This window comes from Ruegeria sp. K7, assembly GCF_056531785.1.
In genome coordinates this window covers 63,972-85,587 of the sequence record NZ_JBQFMJ010000011.1, presented here as the reverse complement: position 1 = coordinate 85,587, position 21,616 = coordinate 63,972, and the positions used below count along the sequence as shown (strand labels likewise).

Annotated in this window: 16 protein-coding genes and 1 pseudogene; 8 read left to right on the top strand and 9 right to left on the bottom strand. The window is 60.6% G+C overall.

Features of this window, described 5'->3' with window-relative positions:
• Nucleotides 1-307 precede the first annotated feature (307 nt).
• From ACR0FE_RS16885 to ACR0FE_RS16855, 7 genes and pseudogenes are all read left to right on the top strand, one after another.
• Nucleotides 308-1,507: pseudogene (locus ACR0FE_RS16885) on the top strand (MBOAT family O-acyltransferase).
• 12 nt (nucleotides 1,508-1,519) lie between these two features.
• Nucleotides 1,520-2,596, top strand: coding sequence for an alginate O-acetyltransferase AlgX-related protein (locus tag ACR0FE_RS16880; RefSeq protein ID WP_480914081.1), 1,077 nt, complete (start codon nucleotides 1,520-1,522; stop codon nucleotides 2,594-2,596).
• 180 nt (nucleotides 2,597-2,776) lie between these two features.
• Nucleotides 2,777-3,763, top strand: coding sequence for a cobaltochelatase subunit CobS (cobS, locus tag ACR0FE_RS16875; protein WP_170615271.1), 987 nt, complete (start codon nucleotides 2,777-2,779; stop codon nucleotides 3,761-3,763).
• 121 nt (nucleotides 3,764-3,884) lie between these two features.
• Entirely contained in the window at nucleotides 3,885-5,762 is a 1,878-nt protein-coding gene (gene cobT / locus ACR0FE_RS16870) for a cobaltochelatase subunit CobT (protein WP_170615270.1), read from the top strand.
• Between the two features lie 246 nt (nucleotides 5,763-6,008).
• Nucleotides 6,009-7,223, top strand: a complete 1,215-nt coding sequence (locus ACR0FE_RS16865; protein WP_480914079.1) for an alpha/beta hydrolase — start codon at nucleotides 6,009-6,011, stop codon at nucleotides 7,221-7,223.
• Nucleotides 7,224-7,300: 77 nt separating this feature from the next.
• Nucleotides 7,301-9,091 (top strand): aminopeptidase P family protein, encoded by a 1,791-nt coding sequence (locus ACR0FE_RS16860; protein ID WP_480914076.1) that lies wholly within the window; start codon nucleotides 7,301-7,303, stop codon nucleotides 9,089-9,091.
• Between the two features lie 63 nt (nucleotides 9,092-9,154).
• Complete coding sequence (locus tag ACR0FE_RS16855) at nucleotides 9,155-9,499, top strand: DUF427 domain-containing protein (RefSeq protein WP_170615264.1); 345 nt, start codon at nucleotides 9,155-9,157, stop codon at nucleotides 9,497-9,499.
• A 62-nt stretch (nucleotides 9,500-9,561) separates the two neighbouring features.
• On the opposite strand, the gene ACR0FE_RS16850 is transcribed toward ACR0FE_RS16855, so the two are convergent.
• Nucleotides 9,562-10,380 (bottom strand): DUF2189 domain-containing protein, encoded by an 819-nt coding sequence (locus tag ACR0FE_RS16850; RefSeq protein WP_480914073.1) that lies wholly within the window; start codon nucleotides 10,378-10,380, stop codon nucleotides 9,562-9,564.
• Between the two features lie 214 nt (nucleotides 10,381-10,594).
• The gene (locus ACR0FE_RS16845; RefSeq protein WP_480914071.1) at nucleotides 10,595-11,188 is read right to left on the bottom strand and encodes a sulfotransferase family protein; all 594 of its coding nucleotides are present in this window, start codon (nucleotides 11,186-11,188) and stop codon (nucleotides 10,595-10,597) included.
• A gap of 137 nt (nucleotides 11,189-11,325) precedes the next feature.
• Here ACR0FE_RS16845 and ACR0FE_RS16840 point away from each other — a divergent pair, with 137 nt between their 5' ends.
• The gene (locus ACR0FE_RS16840) at nucleotides 11,326-12,243 is read left to right on the top strand and encodes a LysR family transcriptional regulator (RefSeq protein WP_480914068.1); all 918 of its coding nucleotides are present in this window, start codon (nucleotides 11,326-11,328) and stop codon (nucleotides 12,241-12,243) included.
• Between the two features lie 49 nt (nucleotides 12,244-12,292).
• Here the strand turns inward: ACR0FE_RS16840 and ACR0FE_RS16835 are convergent, their stop codons facing one another.
• The 7 genes from ACR0FE_RS16835 to ftsA all read right to left on the bottom strand — a co-directional run bounded on the left by ACR0FE_RS16835 (nucleotide 12,293) and on the right by ftsA (nucleotide 21,609).
• Entirely contained in the window at nucleotides 12,293-13,978 is a 1,686-nt protein-coding gene (locus ACR0FE_RS16835; protein WP_170615256.1) for a chloride channel protein, read from the bottom strand.
• Nucleotides 13,979-14,078: 100 nt separating this feature from the next.
• Nucleotides 14,079-15,728: a DNA repair protein RecN gene (recN, locus tag ACR0FE_RS16830; RefSeq protein WP_480914065.1), complete on the bottom strand. Its 1,650-nt coding sequence runs from the start codon at nucleotides 15,726-15,728 to the stop codon at nucleotides 14,079-14,081.
• Between the two features lie 35 nt (nucleotides 15,729-15,763).
• Complete coding sequence (locus ACR0FE_RS16825) at nucleotides 15,764-16,624, bottom strand: outer membrane protein assembly factor BamD (protein ID WP_170615252.1); 861 nt, start codon at nucleotides 16,622-16,624, stop codon at nucleotides 15,764-15,766.
• A gap of 148 nt (nucleotides 16,625-16,772) precedes the next feature.
• The gene (lpxC, locus tag ACR0FE_RS16820; RefSeq protein ID WP_170615250.1) at nucleotides 16,773-17,693 is read right to left on the bottom strand and encodes a UDP-3-O-acyl-N-acetylglucosamine deacetylase; all 921 of its coding nucleotides are present in this window, start codon (nucleotides 17,691-17,693) and stop codon (nucleotides 16,773-16,775) included.
• A 213-nt stretch (nucleotides 17,694-17,906) separates the two neighbouring features.
• The gene (gene ftsZ / locus ACR0FE_RS16815; protein WP_480914061.1) at nucleotides 17,907-19,523 is read right to left on the bottom strand and encodes a cell division protein FtsZ; all 1,617 of its coding nucleotides are present in this window, start codon (nucleotides 19,521-19,523) and stop codon (nucleotides 17,907-17,909) included.
• Nucleotides 19,524-19,868: 345 nt separating this feature from the next.
• On the bottom strand, nucleotides 19,869-20,288 hold the full coding sequence (locus tag ACR0FE_RS16810; RefSeq protein ID WP_321254133.1) for a hypothetical protein: 420 nt from the start codon (nucleotides 20,286-20,288) through the stop codon (nucleotides 19,869-19,871).
• On the bottom strand, nucleotides 20,275-21,609 hold the full coding sequence (gene ftsA, locus ACR0FE_RS16805) for a cell division protein FtsA (RefSeq protein ID WP_170615246.1): 1,335 nt from the start codon (nucleotides 21,607-21,609) through the stop codon (nucleotides 20,275-20,277). Before ftsA ends, ACR0FE_RS16810 begins: the two co-directional genes overlap by 14 nt.
• Nucleotides 21,610-21,616: the final 7 nt, after the last annotated feature.

The following is a 21,616-nucleotide window of genomic DNA, read 5'->3' as shown; positions in this document are numbered from 1 at the left end:
CGGGCTTGGGCAAACCGGGTGTGGGGCAACTCCTCGCTTGAAAGCGCTTCGGGACTGAGGCAGTAGGTCGTGACCCGCCGCTTTTGAAAGGCTGAGATGCTATTCAGTTCCGTTTGTGTTTGTTTTTCTGCCTCTGAGCCTTCTTGGGTTCTACGCAGCCGCAAGACTGCGCAATGCGGATGTGAAACTCTTGTGGATCGCGGCTTGTTCGCTGTTTTTCTATGCCTATTGGCGGCTGGATTACCTGCCAATTCTCTTGGGATCGGTCTGCGTCAACTTTCTTGTGGCCCGGGCCATTCGGCACAAGATGGCGGCGCAGGGGCAGGACGGCGCGGCGCGGGGGCTGCTTGTCGCGGGCATACTGTTCAACCTTGGTCTGCTTGGGTTCTTCAAATACCTTGGATTTGCCGTCGGTATCCTGAATGACGTCACGGGGTCCTTCATCCAGCCGCTGAGCATCGCGTTGCCGCTGGCGATCTCCTTTTTCACTTTTCAGCAAATCGCATTTCTGGTGGACAGCTACAAGCGGATCGCGCGGCCGACGCGGTTTCTGAACTACCTGGTGTTTGTCACCTTCTTCCCGCAGCTCATCGCGGGACCCATCGTGCATCACCATGAGATGATGCCGCAGTTCAAATCGCCTTCGATCGGGATCTTGCGATGGAAAAACCTGTATGTCGGGATAGTGATCTTTGGCATCGGGCTGTTCAAGAAACTGGTCATCGCAGATCAACTGGCGGTCTATGCAGATCAGGGTTTTGCCGATTACGCCAACCTGACCGTTCTGGACGCCTGGATTGCGACATTGTCCTACACCTTCCAGCTGTATTTCGACTTCAGCGGTTATACAGATATGGCCATCGGTGCAGCGCGGATGTTCGGCATCCGCCTGCCGCAGAACTTTAACTCGCCCTAGAAATCCCTGTCGGTTCAGGATTTCTGGCGCAGGTGGCACATGACGCTGTCGAGTTTTCTGCGCGACTATGTCTATATCCCGCTGGGCGGCGGCTGCCGGTCGTCCGCGCGGGTGTCGGCAAACCTGTTTACAACCTTTCTGCTTGGCGGTATCTGGCACGGCGCAGGCTGGACCTTTGTGATCTGGGGTGCCGTTCACGGCGCTGTTCTGGTGGCCGAGCGCTATCTGGCCCGGCTGAAGGTCCGCCTGCCGAATCCGGCCCGCTGGGCAATTACCTTTTTGATCGTGCATTGCGCCTGGGTCTATTTCCGGGCCGACAGCGTGGCGCAGGCCAACAGCATTCTTCGAACAATGTTTGGCCAGGGTGCATCGAACTCCGGTAGCAGCCATGTGGTGATCATCGACAGCGACACTGCGGCGGTTGCCATTCTTGCCGCGTTCTTCGTGGCGCTGGCCCTGCCCAACACGAACCAGTTTGTGCGCAACCTCAACCCGCAATGGAAAACCGTTTTCGCCGGAATGGCCTTTGGCACCGCCTGTACGGCGATGCTGGCCACGCGCAGCGACGTTTTCCTTTATTTCAACTTCTGAGGAACGGGCCGGATGATGTACCGCAATCGTTTCCTTCTGGTCAGCGCCATCGCGGCGGTTGTGTTCCTGTTTCTGCCCATCACCACTCTGTTGGCGCGCCTGCAGGTGCAGGACGGGCCGCTTGTGCCGGAGGACCCTCGCGCATTATGGTCCGTGAACAATGCCGAAGGCATGCTGGCGCTGGGGTTGTGGTCCTGCTGCGGCGTCTCACTTAACACCGATCAGGTGGTGATCGGGCAATCGGGCTATCTGTTTCTGGGCAACGGTCACAATCGTGTGCTCGACAGAACGTCGGGCCGGAAGATGCCCGATGCCAGAGATGTTGCGGGCTGGGCGGATCATCTGCGGCAGTTCTCGGACGGGCTGCAGGCGCGGGGTTCGGATTTCCTGCTTGTGATCGCGCCGAACAAGCATACGATCTATCCGGAATTTCTGCCGCCCGAAGTGGCACCAGCGGACATTACCGGCACGGACATGTTTATTGAGGCCGCGCGTGAACAAAATCTGCCGCTGCTGGATTTGCGCACCCTGATGACGGGACTGAAGGCCACCGCTCAGGCCTACCTGAAAACCGATACGCATTGGACAAACCTGGGGGCCGCGCGAAGGTATGAAGCGACTTTGGAGGCCCTTGGGCCCGACTATGATCCGATTGCCTACACGGCAGAGGAACTGGAACACACATCGGGTGATCTGGCCAATCTGCTGAAAGTTCGGGATTTGCTGGGCCACCGCCATGAAACGGACTATGCAATCGGATTTGAGAATTTGGTGGTCTGCGCAGGTGCAACTCCGTTCATCGGAATCGTACCTGACATCTGTACGGCAGAAGCCGGCGACGGAGGGGGTTTTGAGACGACATTTGCGCCTGCCGCCATAAATCCCGGCACCGCGTTGCTAATCTGCGATTCATTCTGCGAGGCGAACATCGCGCTTTATCGCCGCACGTTCCGGATCGTTCACAAGGTACAATGGCAGGATCTTTTAGATCGAGACATGGCGGGACAGATCGATCGCCTGCAGCCCGATGTGGTCATTATCCAACTTGTCGAACGAAACTTGTTCGAGCCTCGCCTGCACCTGCAATAGGTTGAAAGGCCCGCCGGATACGGGCCGCCGGATTGCGATACCCACGATTTATGGTCAGTTTCAAAGAAACATCCGGCCAGCTAAAGGAACGGGCGGCTTTCCCTTGCCCTTGTCCGCAATATGTTGCACCACACACGGGTTCAAACCCGGAGAGCGGGGCAAAGGATAAGGACAAGGCGCATGGCTGACGGATCGATCGATATCAACGCAAAACCAACCGAAGACATCTCGGTCCGTGACGTATTTGGAATTGACAGCAATATGGCGGTCAAGGGGTTCGCCGAGCGCAGCGACCGCGTTCCGGTGATCGACCCGACCTACAAGTTCGACCCCGAAACCACGCTGGCGATCCTGGCGGGTTTTTCGCACAATCGCCGCGTGATGATCCAAGGTTATCACGGCACCGGGAAATCGACCCATATCGAACAGGTCGCCGCGCGTCTGAACTGGCCTGCCGTACGTGTGAACCTGGACAGCCACATCAGCCGGATCGACCTGATCGGCAAGGACGCGATCAAGCTGCGCGACGGCAAACAGGTGACCGAATTCCACGAAGGCATCCTGCCCTGGGCGCTGCGCAACCCCGTCGCCATTGTCTTCGACGAATATGATGCGGGCCGTGCCGACGTGATGTTCGTGATCCAGCGTGTTCTGGAACATGACGGCAAGCTGACCCTGCTGGACCAGAACGAGATCATCACACCGAACCCGAACTTCCGCCTGTTCGCGACCGCCAACACCGTGGGTCTTGGCGATACCACCGGCCTTTATCACGGCACGCAACAGATCAACCAGGCGCAGATGGATCGCTGGTCGCTGGTTTCGACCCTGAACTATCTGAGCCATGATGCCGAAACGATGATCGTGCTGTCAAAGGCACCGCACTACAACACCGCCGAGGGCCGCAAGACCGTCAGCCAGATGGTGACCGTTGCTGACCTAACCCGGACGGCCTTCATGAATGGCGATCTGTCCACGGTGATGAGCCCGCGGACCGTGATCAACTGGGCCCAGAACGCTGAGATTTTCCGCAATGTGGGTTACGCTTTCCGCCTGTCATTCCTGAACAAGTGCGATGAGTTGGAGCGCCAGACCGTGGCCGAGTTCTATCAGCGCTGTTTCGACGAGGAACTGCCCGAGAGCGCGGCGAGTGCGAGCCTGGGGTAAGCACCTGAACTGCGCCCGTTTCGGGCGCAATGCCTCCGGCGGGGATATTTTTGGCCAGATGAAGGCGGATCCGTTATTGTTTTCCAGGCCGGGCTGGTCACTTTGATGAGGGCTTAAGGACATGGCACAGAAGAACGACAACCCCGCCGATCCTTTCAAGAAGGCCTTGGCCGAGGCCACCAAGGTGATGGCCGACGATCCCGAGCTTTCGGTCAGCTATACGGTCGACCCGTCGGGCCTGTCCGGCGAATCGATGCGATTGCCGCAGGTCTCTCGTCGCATGACACGGGAAGAGGTGTTGCTGGCGCGCGGCACGGCGGATGCTCTGGCGCTGCAGCGGCGGTATCATGACGATGCGACCCATGCGCGTTATGCGCCTCCGGGCGATATGGCGCGGGATCTTTATGAGGCGATGGAAGTTGCCCGTTGTGAAGCGATGGGCGCACGGGACATGCCCGGGACTGCCAGCAATATCGATGTCAAGATCAGCCACGAGGCGATCCGGCGCGGATATGACCAGTGCAAACAGCCTGCAGATGCGCCGCTTGCAGTGGCCGCGGGCTATCTGATCCGGCATCTGGCGACCGGGCGGGATCTGCCGCCGGCGGCCGAGAACATCATGAACCTTTGGCGCGGGTTCATCGAAGAACAGGCGGGTGGCGTGCTGGAGAACCTTGAAGAGGTTCTGTCGGACCAGGCGGAATTCGCAAGGTTTGCTCGTCAGATGATCAAGGATCTGGGCTATGGCGACCAGCTGGGCGAGGACCCGGACGAGCTGGACGACGAGCAGGAAGATCAGGCCGAAGACGACGCCGAGGAACAGCCCGACCCCGACAGCACCGGGCAGGACGATCAGGACGAGCAGGACGCCGACGCCACCCCCGAACAGACGCAGGAAGAGCAGCAGGATCAGTCTCAGGCGCAGGTCTCGATGGACGAGATGGCCGAGGATGAGATGGGCGAAGAGGCCGAGATGCCCGATGGCGAGGCCCCACTGGAGCCGCCTGCCCCGCCGCCCGCGTCTGAAGCGGATCCCGACTACAAGGTTTACCTGAGCACCCATGACGAGGAGATCGCCGCCGAGGATCTCGCGGAACCGGCCGAGTTGGAGCGGCTGCGGGCCTATCTGGATCAGCAGCTGGAGCCTTTGAAAGGGGCGGTTTCGCGCCTGGCCAACAAGCTGCAGCGCCGGTTGCAGGCGCAGCAGAACCGGTCTTGGGAGTTTGACCGCGAGGAAGGCATTCTGGACGCGGGCCGTCTGGCGCGGGTGGTGGCGAACCCCACGACGCCGCTAAGCTTCAAGGTCGAGAAGGATACCGAGTTCCGCGACACCGTGGTGACGCTGCTTTTGGACAATTCGGGCTCGATGCGCGGGCGTCCAATCTCAATCGCGGCCATCTGTGCCGATGTTCTGGCGCGGACGCTGGAGCGCTGCAACGTCAAGGTCGAAATTCTGGGCTTTACCACACGGGCATGGAAAGGCGGTCAGGCGCGTGAGGCCTGGCTGAACGATGGACGCCCACAGCAACCCGGCCGTCTGAACGACCTGCGCCACATCATCTACAAAGGTGCGGACGCCCCTTGGCGTCGTGCACGACCTAATTTGGGTCTGATGATGAAAGAAGGCCTATTGAAGGAAAACATCGACGGCGAAGCCCTGGAATGGGCACATCGCCGGATGCTGGCGCGGCGCGAACAGCGCAAAATCCTGATGGTGATTTCGGACGGTGCGCCGGTTGATGATTCAACTCTGAGCGTTAACCCTGCGAATTATCTGGAAAAACACCTGCGTGACGTGATTGCGATGGTGGAAAAACGCAAGATGGTCGAGTTGCTGGCCATCGGTATCGGCCATGACGTGACCCGGTACTATGACCGGGCCGTAACTATCACGGATGTCGAGCAGTTGGCAGGTGCCATGACCGAGCAGCTGGCGGCTCTGTTCGACAGCGACCCGCGGGCGCGGGCTCGGGTCATGGGCATGAAGCGGGCCAGCTAGATCCGTTGACGTCGCCCTGCCGGGTGGCATAGCATCCCAAGAAACCAGCCCCAGATTGACGATCCGGCTGTCGGAGCAATTCGGGGCTGGGTATTAATGTGCCCGTGGCGAACGGCCTTGTGGTGCAATAACGCGATATCGAAGGGTGGCATCATCCGAAGCTCCTGTTTGTTGCCTCTAATTTGGCAACGGCGCTGCCCTCTCGCTTGAAGACAATCCTGAGAAACCCCCGAGAAACCTTTGGGAATGCCATTGAACCTTGTGGCCCCAATCGAAACGGAGTGTATTCAGCCCATGCGCTATGAGTTTGCAGATTGTATTCTGGACGTTGACCGCCACGTGCTGTTGCGCGGGGGCGAAGCGGTTCCGGTTGAACCTCAGGTCTTTGATCTGCTGGAGTTACTGGTTGAAAGCCCCGGCAAGCTGGTTGCACGCGAAGAGATCATCGAGCGGGTCTGGCATGGTCGGTTTGTCTCGGAATCGACCATAAGCGCCCGCATCGCTGCAGCACGCAAGGCAGTAGGCGATGATGGCAAGACGCAACGGATCATCCGGACAATTGTGCGGCGTGGCCTGCAGATGGCGGCTGAAGTCAGCCGTGATTCAGAGCCTGCACAAAACGGCGAACATCGAACCCAGCGGCTAAGATATGCCCGGGGACATGACGGTCAGGCGATTGCCTTTGCCATGTCCGGAAAAGGCCCTCCGGTTCTGAGGGTCGGTTCCATCGTTTATGATCTTGAGGCAGAGTGGCGGCTGGCTTCAGAGCGGACCTACCTTGAAGCGATGGGCGCAAAGTTCACGATGTTGCGTTACAACAAAAGCCACCAGTCCCATTGGGGCGACCCCTGCCGGGCCAATTACGAAGGGGTTGCTGAAGACATTCTGGCGGTGACGCAGGCCGCAGGATTTGACCGGTTTGCCATTGTCTCGGAATTCGGCGGCGTATTCTCGGCCTTGCAATTCGCCACGAAATATCCCGCGCACGTCAGCAGGCTGGCGATTGTTGGCGGCTGGGCAGAAGGGCGCGATCATCGTGAAGGTGTGGCGGGGCTGGATTCGATCCGCAACCTGATCATCGAAGGCTGGAAAGACCCCGGGAGCGGTTATGCGGTTGGCTCGCTACTGAGCTACTTTCCCGAGGGACCTTTGGAAACCGTGCGCGAAATTGTGAACGAGATGCAGACGCTCTATTCCGTCGAGCAGAAACTGTATCAGCGCGACAGCGGAAACACCGCGTCGGTTCTGCATCTTTTGCCGCAAGTGCAATGCCCGACGTTGGTCCTGCATGGGCGCAACAGCGCCGTCCACCCCTTGTCCGAGGCGCGAAAACTGGCAGCCGGTATTCCCGACGCTTCGCTTGTCATTCTGGAAACCGCCAATCACATTCCTCTGCCGGGAAACGACGTTTACGACTCTTATATCGAGACGCTGAAAGGCTTTCTGGGCGCAACCGAATAGTGTCGTCGCGATGTGCTGGACATTTGCCGCCGCGCGCCCCACTTTTCGCCGCACCAAGACATAAGCAAGAGGCCCCCATGTTCCAGACATTCGAAGTGACCGCCCGCCCGGAACAGGGACCGCCCAGGCTGGCGGCCTTGCGCGGCGAGATGGCTCAGGAAGGGCTGGACGGATTTCTGATTCCCCGCGCGGATGCGCATCAAGGGGAGTACGTTGCGCCGCGCGATGAGCGTCTGGCCTGGTTGACCGGGTTCACCGGATCGGCCGGGTTCTGTGCCGCGCTGACAGACGTGGCGGGTGTATTCATCGACGGGCGCTATCGCACGCAGGTCAAGGCGCAGGTTGCGGATGTGTATACTCCGGTTCCCTGGCCCGATATCGGGTTGGCCGCCTGGCTGAAAGAACAGCTGCCACAGGGCGGCAAGGTCGGGTTTGACCCCTGGCTGCATGCTGTGGGTCAGATCACGAGCACGCAGAAGGATCTTCAAGGCAGCGGTATCGAACTGGTCCCCTGTCCGAACCTGGTGGACCGGATCTGGGCGGACCAGCCTGCGCCACCGATGAACCCGGTTAGCGCGCACCCGATTGAATTCGCGGGTGAATCCGCCGAAAGCAAGATCAGCCGCCTGGCCGAAGCGCTGCAAAAGGCGGGACATGCGGCTGCGGTGATCACGCTGCCGGACTCGATCATGTGGCTGCTGAACATCCGGGGATCGGATATCGGGTACAACCCGGTGGCGCACGGGTTTGCGATTCTGCATGCCGATGGCGGAGTGGACCTGTTCATGGCCGCCAAAAAGCTGTCCGATGTTGCCGATCATTTGGGGCCGCGGGTGCGCCAGCACGAACCGGATGTGTTTTTGCAGGCCATAAGCGGGCTGGCTGGTTCGGTGCAGGTCGATCCGGCGACACTGCCGCAGATTGTTGCGGACGCTCTGGGCGACAGGATGGCCGAGGGGGGCGACCCCTGCGCCCTGCCCAAAGCGTGCAAGAACGTTGCGGAAATCGCGGGCAGCGCCGAGGCCCATCTGCGCGATGCGGTTGCGGTGATCGAAACGCTGTGCTGGTTGGACGCGCAGCCCCCAGGCAGCCTGACCGAAACGCAGGTCGTCACGCGGCTAGAGGAAAACCGACGGCAGGACACGGCACTGCGGGATATCTCGTTCGACACCATTGCGGGCACCGGGCCAAACGGCGCGGTCATGCATTACCGGGTGACGACCGAGACAGACAGCCTGTTGAAGGATGGCCATATTCTGGTTCTGGACAGCGGAGGGCAATATCTGGACGGCACCACGGACATCACCCGAACCGTTGCGATCGGCACCGCCGGTGACGAGGAAAGCGCCTGCTTCACGCGCGTGTTGAAAGGCATGATTGCCATGTCCATGCTACGCTGGCCCGTCGGGCTGTCCGGGCGCGACATCGAATGTGTGGCGCGCGCGCCGCTGTGGTCCGCGGGGCAGGATTTTAACCACGGCGTGGGCCACGGCGTCGGTGCCTATCTGAGCGTGCACGAAGGCCCGCAGCGTCTGTCGAAGGTCAGCCATGTTGCGCTGGAACCCGGTATGATCCTGTCAAATGAGCCGGGGTACTACCGGGAAGGTGCCTTTGGTATCCGGATCGAGAATCTGGTGGTTGTGGAAGAAGCCCCCTCGCTGCCCGGTGGTGATACCGAACGGGCGATGCTGAACTGGCGCACGCTGACCTTTGTGCCCATTGACCGCCGGTTGATCGTCGCCGACATGTTGTCCCCGCAGGAACGGGCATGGCTGAACGAGTATCACCGCGAAGTTGCGGAAAAAATCAGGCCAAGGCTGGGCCATGACGCGCAACTGTGGTTGGATGCCGCAACCGCGCCGGTGTGACATCCGGCTGTTACATAGATTGGGCAGAGGAAAGGCCCTGACGCGACAAAAGAAGGAGCAGACATGACCGACAACATAACAATCCGCAAGGCGCCCGGAAAATGGAGCGTCCGGTCAGGTGGCGCGATTCTGGGCGAAACCACGGGTGCGTTGGAGTTGCTTGAGGGGAATCTGGATCCGGTGATCTATTTCCCACGCTCCGATATCGCGATGGCCTTTCTGGACCAGACGGATAAAGTCACCCACTGCCCGCACAAAGGCGACGCCACGCATTTCTCGATCGTCAACAAATCCTCGACAACCGAAAACGCCGCGTGGAGCTATGAAGACCCGATCCCGGCGGTGGCCGAAATCAAGGGCTATCTGGCGTTCTATCCGCTGGACTCGGTGAAGGTCGAACAGTTGTAGAACCATCCGATGTTGAGAAGTCAGTCGAAGCCGACAGTTGCACCAAGTAATGGCAGGCCGGATCACCCCTCGGCGGGTTGCACGGCCCGCTGATAGAGATGCCATGTTGTGTGGCCAAGGATCGGCAGGGTGAAGATCAGGCCCAGAAACGCCGGGACAAGCGACAACAGCATAGTGACCGAGATAATCGCCGCCCAGCCAAGCATGACCAACGGATTTTCCGTGACGACGCGAATGGACGTGATCATGGCAGAGACAAAATTGGTTTCCCGGTCAAGCAGCATGGGCATGGCGATGACGGTCACCGAGAACAGTACAGCCGACAGAAATGCGCCGACGCAGGTGCCAACGGCCAGGAAAGTCCAGCCCTGCGGTGTGAAGAACACGGTGTTCAGAAACCCGTCGAAATCCGAGAAAGATGCATTCTGTAGGATGATCGCCAGCCATAGACGGACCTGATAAATCCACACCCAGAAAATGAACAGGGTGACAAAGGCCATCCAGCCCATTTCGCGCTTGCGCTGGTTGGCCATGACGGTGAGGATTTCAGACCAGCGGAAACTCTCGTCGTTCTGCATCCGGCGGGACATCTCATACAGCCCGGCGGCAGCAAATGGCGCGACCAGGGGGAAGCCGACGACCGCTGGAATGATCATCCAGATCTTGCCAAGCCAGACCAGGCTCCAGACAAACAGGATGCCGAAGACTGCATAGAAAAGGCCAAAAAAGCCACTCATGAAGGGGCGGGCCAGAAAATCGGAAAAGCCGGCCTTCAGGGACGCGGTGATATCTTCCGCATTGACCTTGTTGATCCTGGGCATGGCCTGCGGCGGCGGCGTCAGATTGTTCGGTGGCGTGGAACCCGCAGTCTTGGATGTCATGACACTCCTCCCAAAGCAGCTGCACCGTTCCGGTCCGCTTTCAAACAAACCCAACGGAGAAACAGACATCCCTCCTCTGCGACCAAGTTTGCATCAGGTGGGGCACAAGGGCAAGAAGCGAGTATTGTGGCCAAGTGTTCGTAGGGTCTGCGGAAAATCAGCAATTTCGCGTCAAGGGTACGCCGGTTCCCAAGGCCTGGGTTATTCGGGAGGGCTATGCGACCGCCCGGAACCCTGCCTTTGTGTTGCCTTTGGGATAGTCGATGTCGGGTGCTGGCAAGCCCAGCCCCCTGCACAAAGGCCCCCAGCCGGAGCCAAGCGGCAGGTCGATAAGCCGTTCCGCAGGCACTTCGTTTCGGACCCAGGCGATCGTGCCCTCGTAAACAGACAGAACATGCGCCTTGTCCTGAATGTTTCCACCGAAAACCCCTTCGGTTATCACGCTGGTTCCCAGACCGCCGACCTCCGTGCCCGTTAGCAGCGCTGTCTGAATCGTATTGGTGAAACTGTTCCACCAGTCTTCGGCAGGCCGGTGGGTCAGCACCACTTTGGCATCCGGGTAGAAGGCCATCGTTTCGCGCCAGTAGGCGGCTGATGGCCAGTCCACGGCGCTGTTGTATCCTTCAAACAGCGAGGGCCAGTCCGGTGTTGCCCCGTTTGCGAAAGCGAGCCAGCGTTCCCGCTGCGTTTCGCTGTCCATGACCTCGTACATGTGGTGCGTCGGTCCGAGCCCAAGGGCTTCAAGCGCCCGCTTGAGGCTTTCCGTTCCTGTCCGTCCAAATCCGGCTCCGATCACTTTCAAAGTCATGTTCATCCTCCGGTCAATTGCAATGCATCCCGTGACGGGTCTGCTTGCCTAAGGATGTCCGGATGTGTCAGATTGAACAATCAGATCAATCCGTTTCATTGCATTGAATTATTCAATTACACGCAGGCAGGGTTCCGATGTCCACAGCGCCAGAAATACTCTCGCTCGATTTCGCGGCGCTTCGTACGCTGAAGCTGGTGTACACGCACCGCTCATTCGCAAAGGCGGCGGCCGAGTTGGGCATGAACCCGTCTTCGGTCAGTTACACGATCGAACGTGTCAGAAAGGCAGCGCAGGATCCCCTGTTCGTCAAACAAGGCGGGGGGATAGCACCTACACACCATTGTCACCGGCTCATGGACCGGGTGGAGCACATGTTGGAAGAAGCCGAGCAGTTTCGCGACGATGAGGCATTCGATCCGAAGCAGTCCGAGGGAGAGATCCGGATCAATATCACCAGCTATGAAACGTTGCTTGTTTTGCCGCAAGTTGTTCGACGGCTCCGGCGCGAAGCACCGGCGATCCGGCTGATCCTGAACTATAACTACGGCCTTGCCAGCGACTTGTTGCTGAGTGGCAGCGCCGATATCTACCTCGGGCCGCAGAAAGTGTCGGACAGCGGGATTTACGGCGAAGAATACCTGAACCGCGAGCAGCATGTCTGTATGATGGATCCGTCACACCCGCTGGCAAAGAAAGAGGTCCTGGGGCTGGACGACATCAAGGAGATGAATTTCGTCCATTTCGAACCGCGCCCCGGCTGGCAGCAGGCGCCGGTTCGCTATGCCGCCGAACAGGGCATCAGCCTGCCACGTTCGATCGTCAGCAGTGATGCGATATCCTTTGGCGAAATCATCGTGGGCACCGACCTGCTGGCCGCGTTGCCGTCACGGATGGCCAACCGGTTCAGGGACAGGCTTGCTCTGCGGCCTTTCGATTTTGACACGGGCATGGCAGAGCATATGTACTGGACCGCTGCAACCGACCGGTCGAAACTGGCACGTTGGGTCCGGTCTGTGATCAAGGAAGAAGCGAGGAAAGCGCCAACCGGCTAAGCGGCTCCCGTTTCAGAAGACGCAGTGCAACGCGTCGGCTTCGGCCTCGCTACGAATGCTCCTCGGCCGCTGTCGCCGCCAGCGCACGGTTATACGCCTTGAGCGCATCTATGTGATAAAGCGCGCCGACCGGGGTTTCGACACCGTTATCTTCGATCAGAACCACCGGAATGCAGGGGATGTCACCGCGGTCGAAATAGGGCATCGCAGCCTCAAGCGTGGCGCTGGCCTGAATGCAGAAGCCCTGTTCAATCAACTCCTGCGCCTCGTCCCTGGTGATCGAGCGCGGATCTCCGAGCGGGCGCATCACGGCACCAGCGCGCAACATGGCCAGCAGGTAGGCCTGCGGCCCCGCGGCCAGATGCACGTTGCGGCGCTCCAGTTGTGTCAGGAAGAAGGACCGGTCCACCAGGCGCGAAGCCAGCGCGGTGGACATCGAAACCGAGACCATCACCGCAAGGCCGATCTGCCAGTCTCCGGTCAGTTCGAACACGATCAGCGTGGTCGAGATGGGTGCCCCCAGAACTGCGGCGGCTACGGCACCCATTCCGGCAAAAGCATAGAGCGTGTGGGTCCCCGATACGTCCGGCAGCAGGCCGGTGGCGATCAAGCCAAAAGCCAGCCCAGTCAGCGCGCCGATCATCAGGGAGGGCGAGAATACGCCGCCCCCCATGCGCCCGCCCATGGTAATGGCGACCGCAACGGTCTTGAGAACGGCAAACAGGATTGCGGTGGTCAGCAGCAGGTCGCCGGTCAGGGCGCGGATCGTGGTCTCGTACCCGACACCGATGATATGTGGGAACCAGATCGCCATCAGCCCCAGCATCGCCCCCGATACCGCCGGCCGCAGCCAGCGCGGCAGAGACAGGCGGGTCTGGATGTGGTTGCCGATATCCTCGGCAAAGAAGATCGAGCGCATCAGCAGCAGCGAGACGAACCCACAGATCAGCCCGAGGATCAGGAACGCGGGCAACTCCACATAGAATTGCAGCGATCCGGGGGTCTCCAGGACAAACTCGGTGACGTCACCATAGGCCAGACGGTTGATAACCGTCCCCGCGACCGAGGCAATAACGATAGGGGCGAAGGCATGGACCGCGAAATGGCGCAGAACCACTTCGAGCGCGAAAAGCGCACCCGCAATGGGCGCGTTGAAGCTGGCCGAGACGGCGGCGGCCACGGCACAGCCCAGCAGGTCGCGACCGGTGATGCCGTCCGCGTGGATGCGGTTGCTGACCCATGTTGAAATGACGCCCGCCATGTGAACCACCGGCCCTTCACGGCCCGTCGAGCCGCCCGAGCTGAGCGTGATGAGCGAGGCGAGGAAAGACGCGATACCGGCCTTGATCTCGACCCTCCCATCAGTGACAGCAGAACCTTCCATTACGTCCGCCACGGACCGGACACGCCCGTCATCGGTGAAAATGTGCAGGATGATACCGACAACAAGGCCACCGATGATCGGCGTGATCAGGATCAGGACCCAGGGCAGCTTTTCCACATGGCTGTGCAGCAGAAGGATATCTTCGGTGTTGTAGATATACGCCTGAAGTGCGGCGATGGCCTTGCGGAATCCCAGCGCCATGAAACCCGCCGCGATACCGATGGCCAGGGCGATGAACCAGAACTGAATCTGGCTGGGTCCCCGGCGGAGCATCACCCGCCATGCATCCTTGATCGCGGCCAGTGCCTGATTGAGCTGATTGCGCAGAACGGTGCGGGTCGACTGGGTCATTTGCCCTCGGAGGTCATCGTTCCCTCATTAGTAAGCCACGGGGCGTCCTTATAAAAGTGGGATAGCGACGGATTGAGAACCGGAAAGCGGCAGATATGTCTCAGGCCTGCAGCAAAGCGCGTGCGGCGGCGCGGGCTTCGTCCGTTATAGTGTCGCCTGCGACCATGCGGGCAATCTCATCCACCCGATCCGGGTCGGCCAGCGGGATGACGGTGGACAGGGTTTGCCCGTCCGCAACCTGTTTCTGCACACGCCAGTGATGCGCGGCCCGCGCGGCCACCTGCGGCGAATGCGTCACGACCAGCACCTGCCCCCCCTGCGCCAGCGCGGCCAGACGGCGGCCAACGGCATCGGCAGTGGCACCGCCAACACCCCGGTCGATTTCATCGAAGATCATCGTGCGGGCGCTGTCATCACCGCTGAGGCAAACCTTGAGCGCCAACAGGAAGCGGCTGAGTTCACCGCCGGATGCGATCTTGTTCAGCGGTCCCGAGGGCGCGCCGGGATTGGTGGCGACGGTGAAGGCCACCGCATCGGTGCCTTCGGGGCCGGGATCGGCTGGTGTGATTTCGGTTCGAAACACCGCGCGTTCCATTTTCAGCGGTGCAAGTTCAGCCATCACGGCCGCGTCGAGTTGCCCCGCCGCATTCTGACGCGTGCTGCTGAGCTGGGCTGCGGCGGCATCGTAGGCGGCCTGCGCGGCCTCGACAGCGGCACGCCTGTCGGCAAGGTCGGCATCTCCGGCGTCCAGCCGGTTCAGACGCTCACGCAGGGTGTCGGCGAAAGCGCCCAGATCGTCAGGCGCGACGTCGTGTTTGCGGGCCAGCGCGCGAATGGCGAACAGGCGTTCTTCGGTCTGTTCCAGTTCTGCCGGGTCGAAATCCAGCGCCTGAAGGCAGGCGTTGACGCCATCCTGCGCTTCGCCCAGTTCAATCATGGCGCGGCCGAGTGCGGCGATGGGCTCTTCAAGCTGGCCGCCGGCATGGTCCGACACACCTTCAAGCCAGCGCACCGCGTCGGCCAAAGCGCCTTCGGCGCCCTCGCCCCCCAACAGGGCAAAGGCACGGGCCACGTCGTCGCGGATCCGTTCGGCCCCCTGCATCATGCGGCGGCGGGCGTCGAGTTCGGCATCTTCACCCGGCTGAGGATCAAGCTGATCCAGTTCCGACACGGCGTGGCGCAGAAACTCTTCTTCGGCGCGCATTGCGGCCAGCGTGCCTTCGGTCTCGGTCAGCGCCTTGCGGGCGCGGGACATCTGTGACCAGGCCGCTCGGACGGCGCTAAGCTGGTTCCCTGCCCCGGCATAGTCGTCCAGCAGAACACGATGCCCGCGCGGGTTCAGCAGGCCGCGGTCATCGTGCTGGCCGTGCAGTTCGATCAATGTCTCGGACAGCGCACGCAGCACCTCTCCCGAGCAGCGGCGGTCATTGACCCAGGCGGTTTTACGGCCCTCGGCCGTGTTGACGCGGCGCAGGATCAGTTCTTCGCCGCCGGGCAGCCCGGCCTCGGCCAGAACGGCATGGGCGGGATGATCGGCGGGCAGTTCAAACTCGGCCAGCACTTCACCCTGCGCAGCCCCCTGCCGCACCAGTTCGGCGCGACCACGCCAGCCCAGAACAAAGCCCAGAGAATCCAGCAGGATCGACTTGCCCGCACCGGTTTCACCGGTCAGCGCATTGAGACCCGGCTGGAAGGTCAGTTCCAGCCGGTCGATGATCAGCATGTCGCGAATATCAAGGGCGCGTAGCATCGGGTCCTACTGTCCCAACCCTATGGTCATGGCGATTACAACCACTGCCCTTTGATCGATTGACGGTAAACCTGGCTGAGCCAGTTGTTGCCACGGCTCTTGAGTTTGAGGCCGCGCGAAGTCAGCAGGGTATAAGCACTGTCGTACCATTCCGAGGACTGGTAGTTGTAGCCCAGGATCGCACCGGCCGACTGCGCCTCATCCACCAGGCCCAACGACAGGTACGCCTCGACCAGACGATACAGCGCTTCGGCAGTGTGCGAGGTGGTCTGAAAATCCTCGACCACAACGCGGAAGCGGTTGATGGCGGCTGCAAAATGATCCTGACGCAGGTAATAGCGTCCGATCTCCATCTCTTTTCCGGCCAGATGGTCGAAGGCGAGATCGAATTTCAGCACCGCAGAGGTGGCGTATTCACTGTCCGGATAGACCTCAATCACCGTGCGCAGCGCCTGCAGCGCCTGAAAGGTCAGGCCCTGGTCGCGGCCCACTTCGTCGATCTGGTCATAGTAGCTGAGCGCCAGCAGATACTGGGCATAGGCGGCATCTTCGTCCGTAGGATAAAAATCGATATAACGCTGAGCTGCCGCCCGGCTTTCTTCATAGTTCTCGTCGGTATGGAACGCGAAGGCCTGCATGATCAGCGACCGTTTGGCCCAGTCAGAATAGGGATAGAGCCGTTCGACTTCCGAGAAATACCACGCCGCGTCGTCAGAACGGTTCTGCGACAGTTCGTATTCACCGCGCGTGTAAATCTGTTCCGGCGTGAAGCCTTCCAGGTTCTGGTCGCGGTCCGCGCCCCTTCTTCCGAAAAGTCCGCCATTGCCGCACGCTGCTAAAGTTGCTGCCAGAAGAATCGCCCCTGCGAACCTGACTGCCGCTTTGCTGCCCACCATTCCGCTCATCCTTGTCGTCTTGCTTAACGGGTTCTGACCCGGATTGTGCCATGGTCTAGCACAGAAAATTCCGGTGCAAAACGTCTTTAACGCTCTCTGTCGGAAATGTCGCCAGTGTTGATCCGCGGCATCTCGCGGACCGCCCAGATCAGGCGACTTCGGGGATTTCCGCCCAGATCAGGCCCTGACCGGGCAGTCGGGCCGCCTGTTCGGGGGTGCACAGCACGGGGCGCACGGCGCCGGGCGTCTCGAACAGCTTGCGCAGCAGCGTGTTGGTCATCGAATGACCGGACTTGTCGCCGGTGAAGTGGCCCAGAATCGGACCGCCTGCCAGATACAGGTCGCCCAGGGCATCCAGCATCTTGTGGCGTACGGCCTCATCCGCGCGGCGGAACCCGCCTGGTGTCAGAACGTCGGTGCCCTGAACAACGACTGCGTTGTCCAGCGTACCACCCAGCGCCAGGCCGTTTTCGCGCATGGCTTCGACATCGGTGCGGCGGCAGAACGTGCGGCAATCGCTGAGTTCGCGCGCGAACGAACCGTTGCGCATATCCAGCGTCTTGGTCTGGTTGCCAATCGCGTCATCTTCGAAATCGATGTGGAAATCGATGAACAGCCCTTTCGCCGGAGCGATCGAGGCGCTTGCGCCCTCGCGAGAGACGGTGACCGGTTTGAGCACTTCGTAAGCCAGAACAGGGCTGGCCTGACGGCGCACGCCCTTGGCCATGATGCCACGCACGAATTCGATGGACGAGCCGTCCATGATCGGAACTTCGGGACCATCAATCTCGACCAGCGCGTTGTGCACGCCGCAACCGGCAAGGGCCGCCATGATGTGTTCAACGGTTGAAACGGAAACGCCGGCCTCGTTCACCAGACGGGTGCAGAGCGGGGTCCGGTCCACCATGTCGTAGATGGCCGGGATCAGCGCATTGCCCAATTCGATATCCGTCCGCTTGAACCAGATGCCGTGACCGGCGGCTGCCGGCTTCAGGACCATCGTCGCAGGCTTGCCGCTGTGCAGCCCGGTGCCTGTAAACGTGACCGATGATTTGAGCGTGTGTTGCAAAACTGACCTCAGTAGGTGATGTCCAGCCTGCTTGGGCTGTGTTGGACACTCAGTTAAGGAAGCTGGCGATAAGGCTCAACTCACTCTTTGCAACCGATTGAAACATGGATGTTACAGATCGGCAAAACCCTGCTTACATTACAATAAGCACTTTATTTTAAACGAAAAAGGGCCGCCAAACGGCGACCCTTTGTCATCATTTTGTTACCGCGATCAGTTGGCCTGACGGCGCAAGAAGGCCGGAATTTCGATACGTTCCTGATCCGGATCTGCCTCTTCATGGGCAGGTGCCGTGGCGTCAGCCTGGCGCATGACCGGCTGTTGGCGGGCCGGTTGAGCGGGTGTATCGGCCGCATGACCGGTCATGCGGTCGATCAGCCTGTTGAAGCCGAAACGGGGCCGGTCATGAGCTTCCGCCCGCTGTGCGGGGGCTGCTTCTTCGACGTCCGCGCGGCTTGCCGCCATGCGCTGTTTTGCCGATGGCACGTTCTGAACAGCTGCCTGCAGTCTCTGCAGGGCCTCGGGGGACGGAGTGCCGGCAGCAGCAGCGCGCGGTGCGACAAAGCTTTCCGGCGCAGGTTCCGCAACCTCGGGCTGCGGTTCAAACTCGGCCACGCGCGGCTGATAGGCGGGCGGCGGCAGGTCATCATCATCCTGTTCCGCCTGCGGCTGGAACTGAGGCTGGGACTGCACCGGCTCGTCAGCCGCTTCGAACAGCGAAGGTTCGGGGTTTACCTCAGCAGGTGCCTGCTGTTCTGCGGCAACGGTCTGCGCTTCTTCCTGCGCCTGCTCTTCCGCGGAAACGGTGCGGGTCAGCGGTGCCGACATCGAACGACGCGCAACCGAAATTTCGGCCTGTTTGTCGGTTGCATCGATCCCGGTGGCCACGACGGACACGCGCATGCCGCCTTCCATCGCGGTATCGAGGGTCGACCCGACGATGATGTTGGCTTCGGGGTCCACTTCCTCGCGGATTCGGTTGGCAGCTTCGTCCAGTTCGAACAGTGTCAGGTCGTGCGAGCCAGTGATGTTGATCAGCACGCCTTTGGCACCCTTAAGGCTGATTTCGTCCAGCAGCGGGTTGGCAATCGCCTTCTCGGCCGCCTGTACCGCGCGATCTTCGCCGGTTGCCTCGCCGGTCCCCATCATCGCTTTGCCCATCTCGTCCATGACGGCGCGAACATCGGCAAAGTCGAGGTTGATCAGGCCCGGACGGACCATCAGGTCGGTCACGCCTTTGACGCCCTGATACAGAACGTCGTCAGCCATCGAGAACGCCTCGGTAAAGGTCGTCTTTTCATTGGCCAGACGGAACAGGTTCTGGTTCGGAATGATGATCAGCGTATCGACAACCTTCTGCAGCGCCTCAACACCGTCTTCGGCCTGACGCATCCGCTTGGCACCTTCGAACTGAAAGGGTTTGGTTACGACGCCGACGGTCAGCACACCCAGCTCGCGCGCGGCCTGCGCGATGATCGGAGCCGCGCCTGTCCCGGTGCCGCCGCCCATTCCAGCAGTGATGAAGCACATATGCGCGCCAGCCAGATGATCGACGATCTGTTCGATGCTTTCTTCGGCGGCGGCTGCGCCAACAGTCGGACGCGCCCCAGCGCCCAGGCCTTCGGTGACTTTCACACCCAGCTGCACCCGCGCCGAGGACTGGCTTTGCTGCAGCGCCTGCGCGTCTGTGTTGGCGACCACGAAATCGACGCCGTCCAGCTGTTTTTCAATCATGTTATTGACGGCATTGCCGCCTGCACCGCCCACGCCAAATACTGTGATCCGAGGCTTCAGTTCGTCGTGCCCGGGCATCGAAAGATTCAATGTCATGCTCTGTCCGCCTGTTCTTATAACCCGCCAAAGCGGTGTTTTTCTTACCTATCCGCCTTTAATTCTACCGGTCATATCCACAAACGTCACGTCAAAAATCGCAGGAATCCACAAAATATGGAGGAAATAAGGCAACCAGAGGCGGTATTTCGCGCGATCCGCCAGATGTTGCGGAGCGGACGCATGGCACCACAACGCATACGCAATTCGTGCCGCCAGCCAGAAGATGCGTCACAATCGGGTCCATTCTTGTTTTGCGGGTACCTGCTCGGGTCCTGCCGCCGGGCCTCTGACGGGCCTTGTGGATATCTTGAGGGATATTCTCGGGCACCGCAAGTCGATTTTTCAACTGACAGGGACACTTGGACAGTTGAGGCTATCCTCGCTTATTCGGCGGACCTCCTGAATTTCACCGCCGACGAAGGTGGCCAGGCGCACCAGCAGGCGGTCGTGGTGCAGAAACGGCCACCAACAGACTGGCACCCCGTCCGTATCATTGTCATAGAGGAAGCAGATCTGCCCGTTTGGCGTGGTGATCTGACCATAGACGCAGCCCAGGCCATTCTCGCGCCAGACCGAGGTATTGCGACTTAAAAACTGCTCTGTTCCCACCAGCTGACCGCTGCGGATCTCATAGAACGTGACCGTCTTGCCGATGACCGCATCCAGAAACGCGTCGGGAGAGATGGCGGTCTGAGCGACCGCGCCGGCGGGCAACAGCAACGGGGCGATCAGCCCCCGAAGCAGCCTTCTACCAGTTGTCACGGAACCAGCGCACGGCGCGTTTGAAGGGGCGCGCCGCGTAGGTGTCGACCGGGATCTCGAAATCCCACCATTCGTCCTGCGGATGGGCGGCGAACAGGCTGAGGCCCACAGCAGACGAAAAGCTCGGCCCTGTGGCCGATTGCGGCAGGCCGTGAACGCGCAAGGGGCGACCAAGGCGGACGCGTTGACCCAGGATACGGGTGGCGAGGCCGTCCAGCCCCATGATCTGGCTGCCGCCGCCGGTCAGGACGATCTGCTGGCTGGGCATGTGTTCGAACCCGGCTGCATCCAGCCGCACACGGACCTCTTCGAGAATTTCCTCGACCCTTGGGCGCATGATTCCGATCAGTTCGGCACGGCTGACGGTGCGACGGTCATGTTCCCAGTCGCCGGTATCGCCACCGATATCGATCAGATCGCGGTCATCGGCCCCTGTGGCATGCACGCCGCCATTGAACGTCTTGATCCGCTCGGCCACTGCCGCTGGAACGCCGAGGCCCATGGAAATGTCCGAGGTCACGTGATCACCACCCATGCGCACGCAATCGGCATAGATCATGTGTTTCTTCATGAAGATCGACACGCTGGTCGTGCCGCCGCCCATGTCGATACAGGCCGCGCCCAGTTCCTGCTCGTCCTCGACCAGCGCCGAGATGCCCGAGACATAGGCTGAATTCGCTATCCCCGCCAATTCCAGGTCGCAACGTTTGATGCACCGCACGATGTTCTGGATCGCCACCGCATCAACGGTCAGCATGTGCATATCGACCGCAAGGCTCTGCCCCATTTGTCCCCGCGGGTCTATCAGGCCGGACCGGTTGTCCAGCGCGAAGTTCACCGGCTGGGCATGCAGAACCTCGCGCCCGGCCCCGTAATCGGGCACGTCGCAGGCGTTCAGCACACGTCCGACCTCGGCTTCGGTCACGAGCTGACCTTCCAGATCGACCTGAGCGTCCAGACCGTAGGAGCGCGGGTTCGCGCCCGAGAAACTGGCGATGACGTGATCAACGCGAATGTCCGCCATCTTCTGTGCCGCCTGCAAGGCAGTGCGGATGGCGCGTTCGGTTTCCTGCATGGCAGTGACTTCGCCGAACTGCACTCCGCGCGAGCGGGTCGTCGCGGCGCCGATGACACGGAACCCGGTCTGCCCGGCCAATGAGCCGATGCTGTTGTCATCGCTCAGCCGGCCAGTGCCGTCAAATCGCAGCACCAGACAGGCGATCTTGGAACTGCCCACGTCCAGAATGGCGATGACGCCCCTTTGCATGGCTTGCCTGCGCATTTGCCGCATGGCCCGCTGGGACTGATAAAGATCGGTCATCATTGTC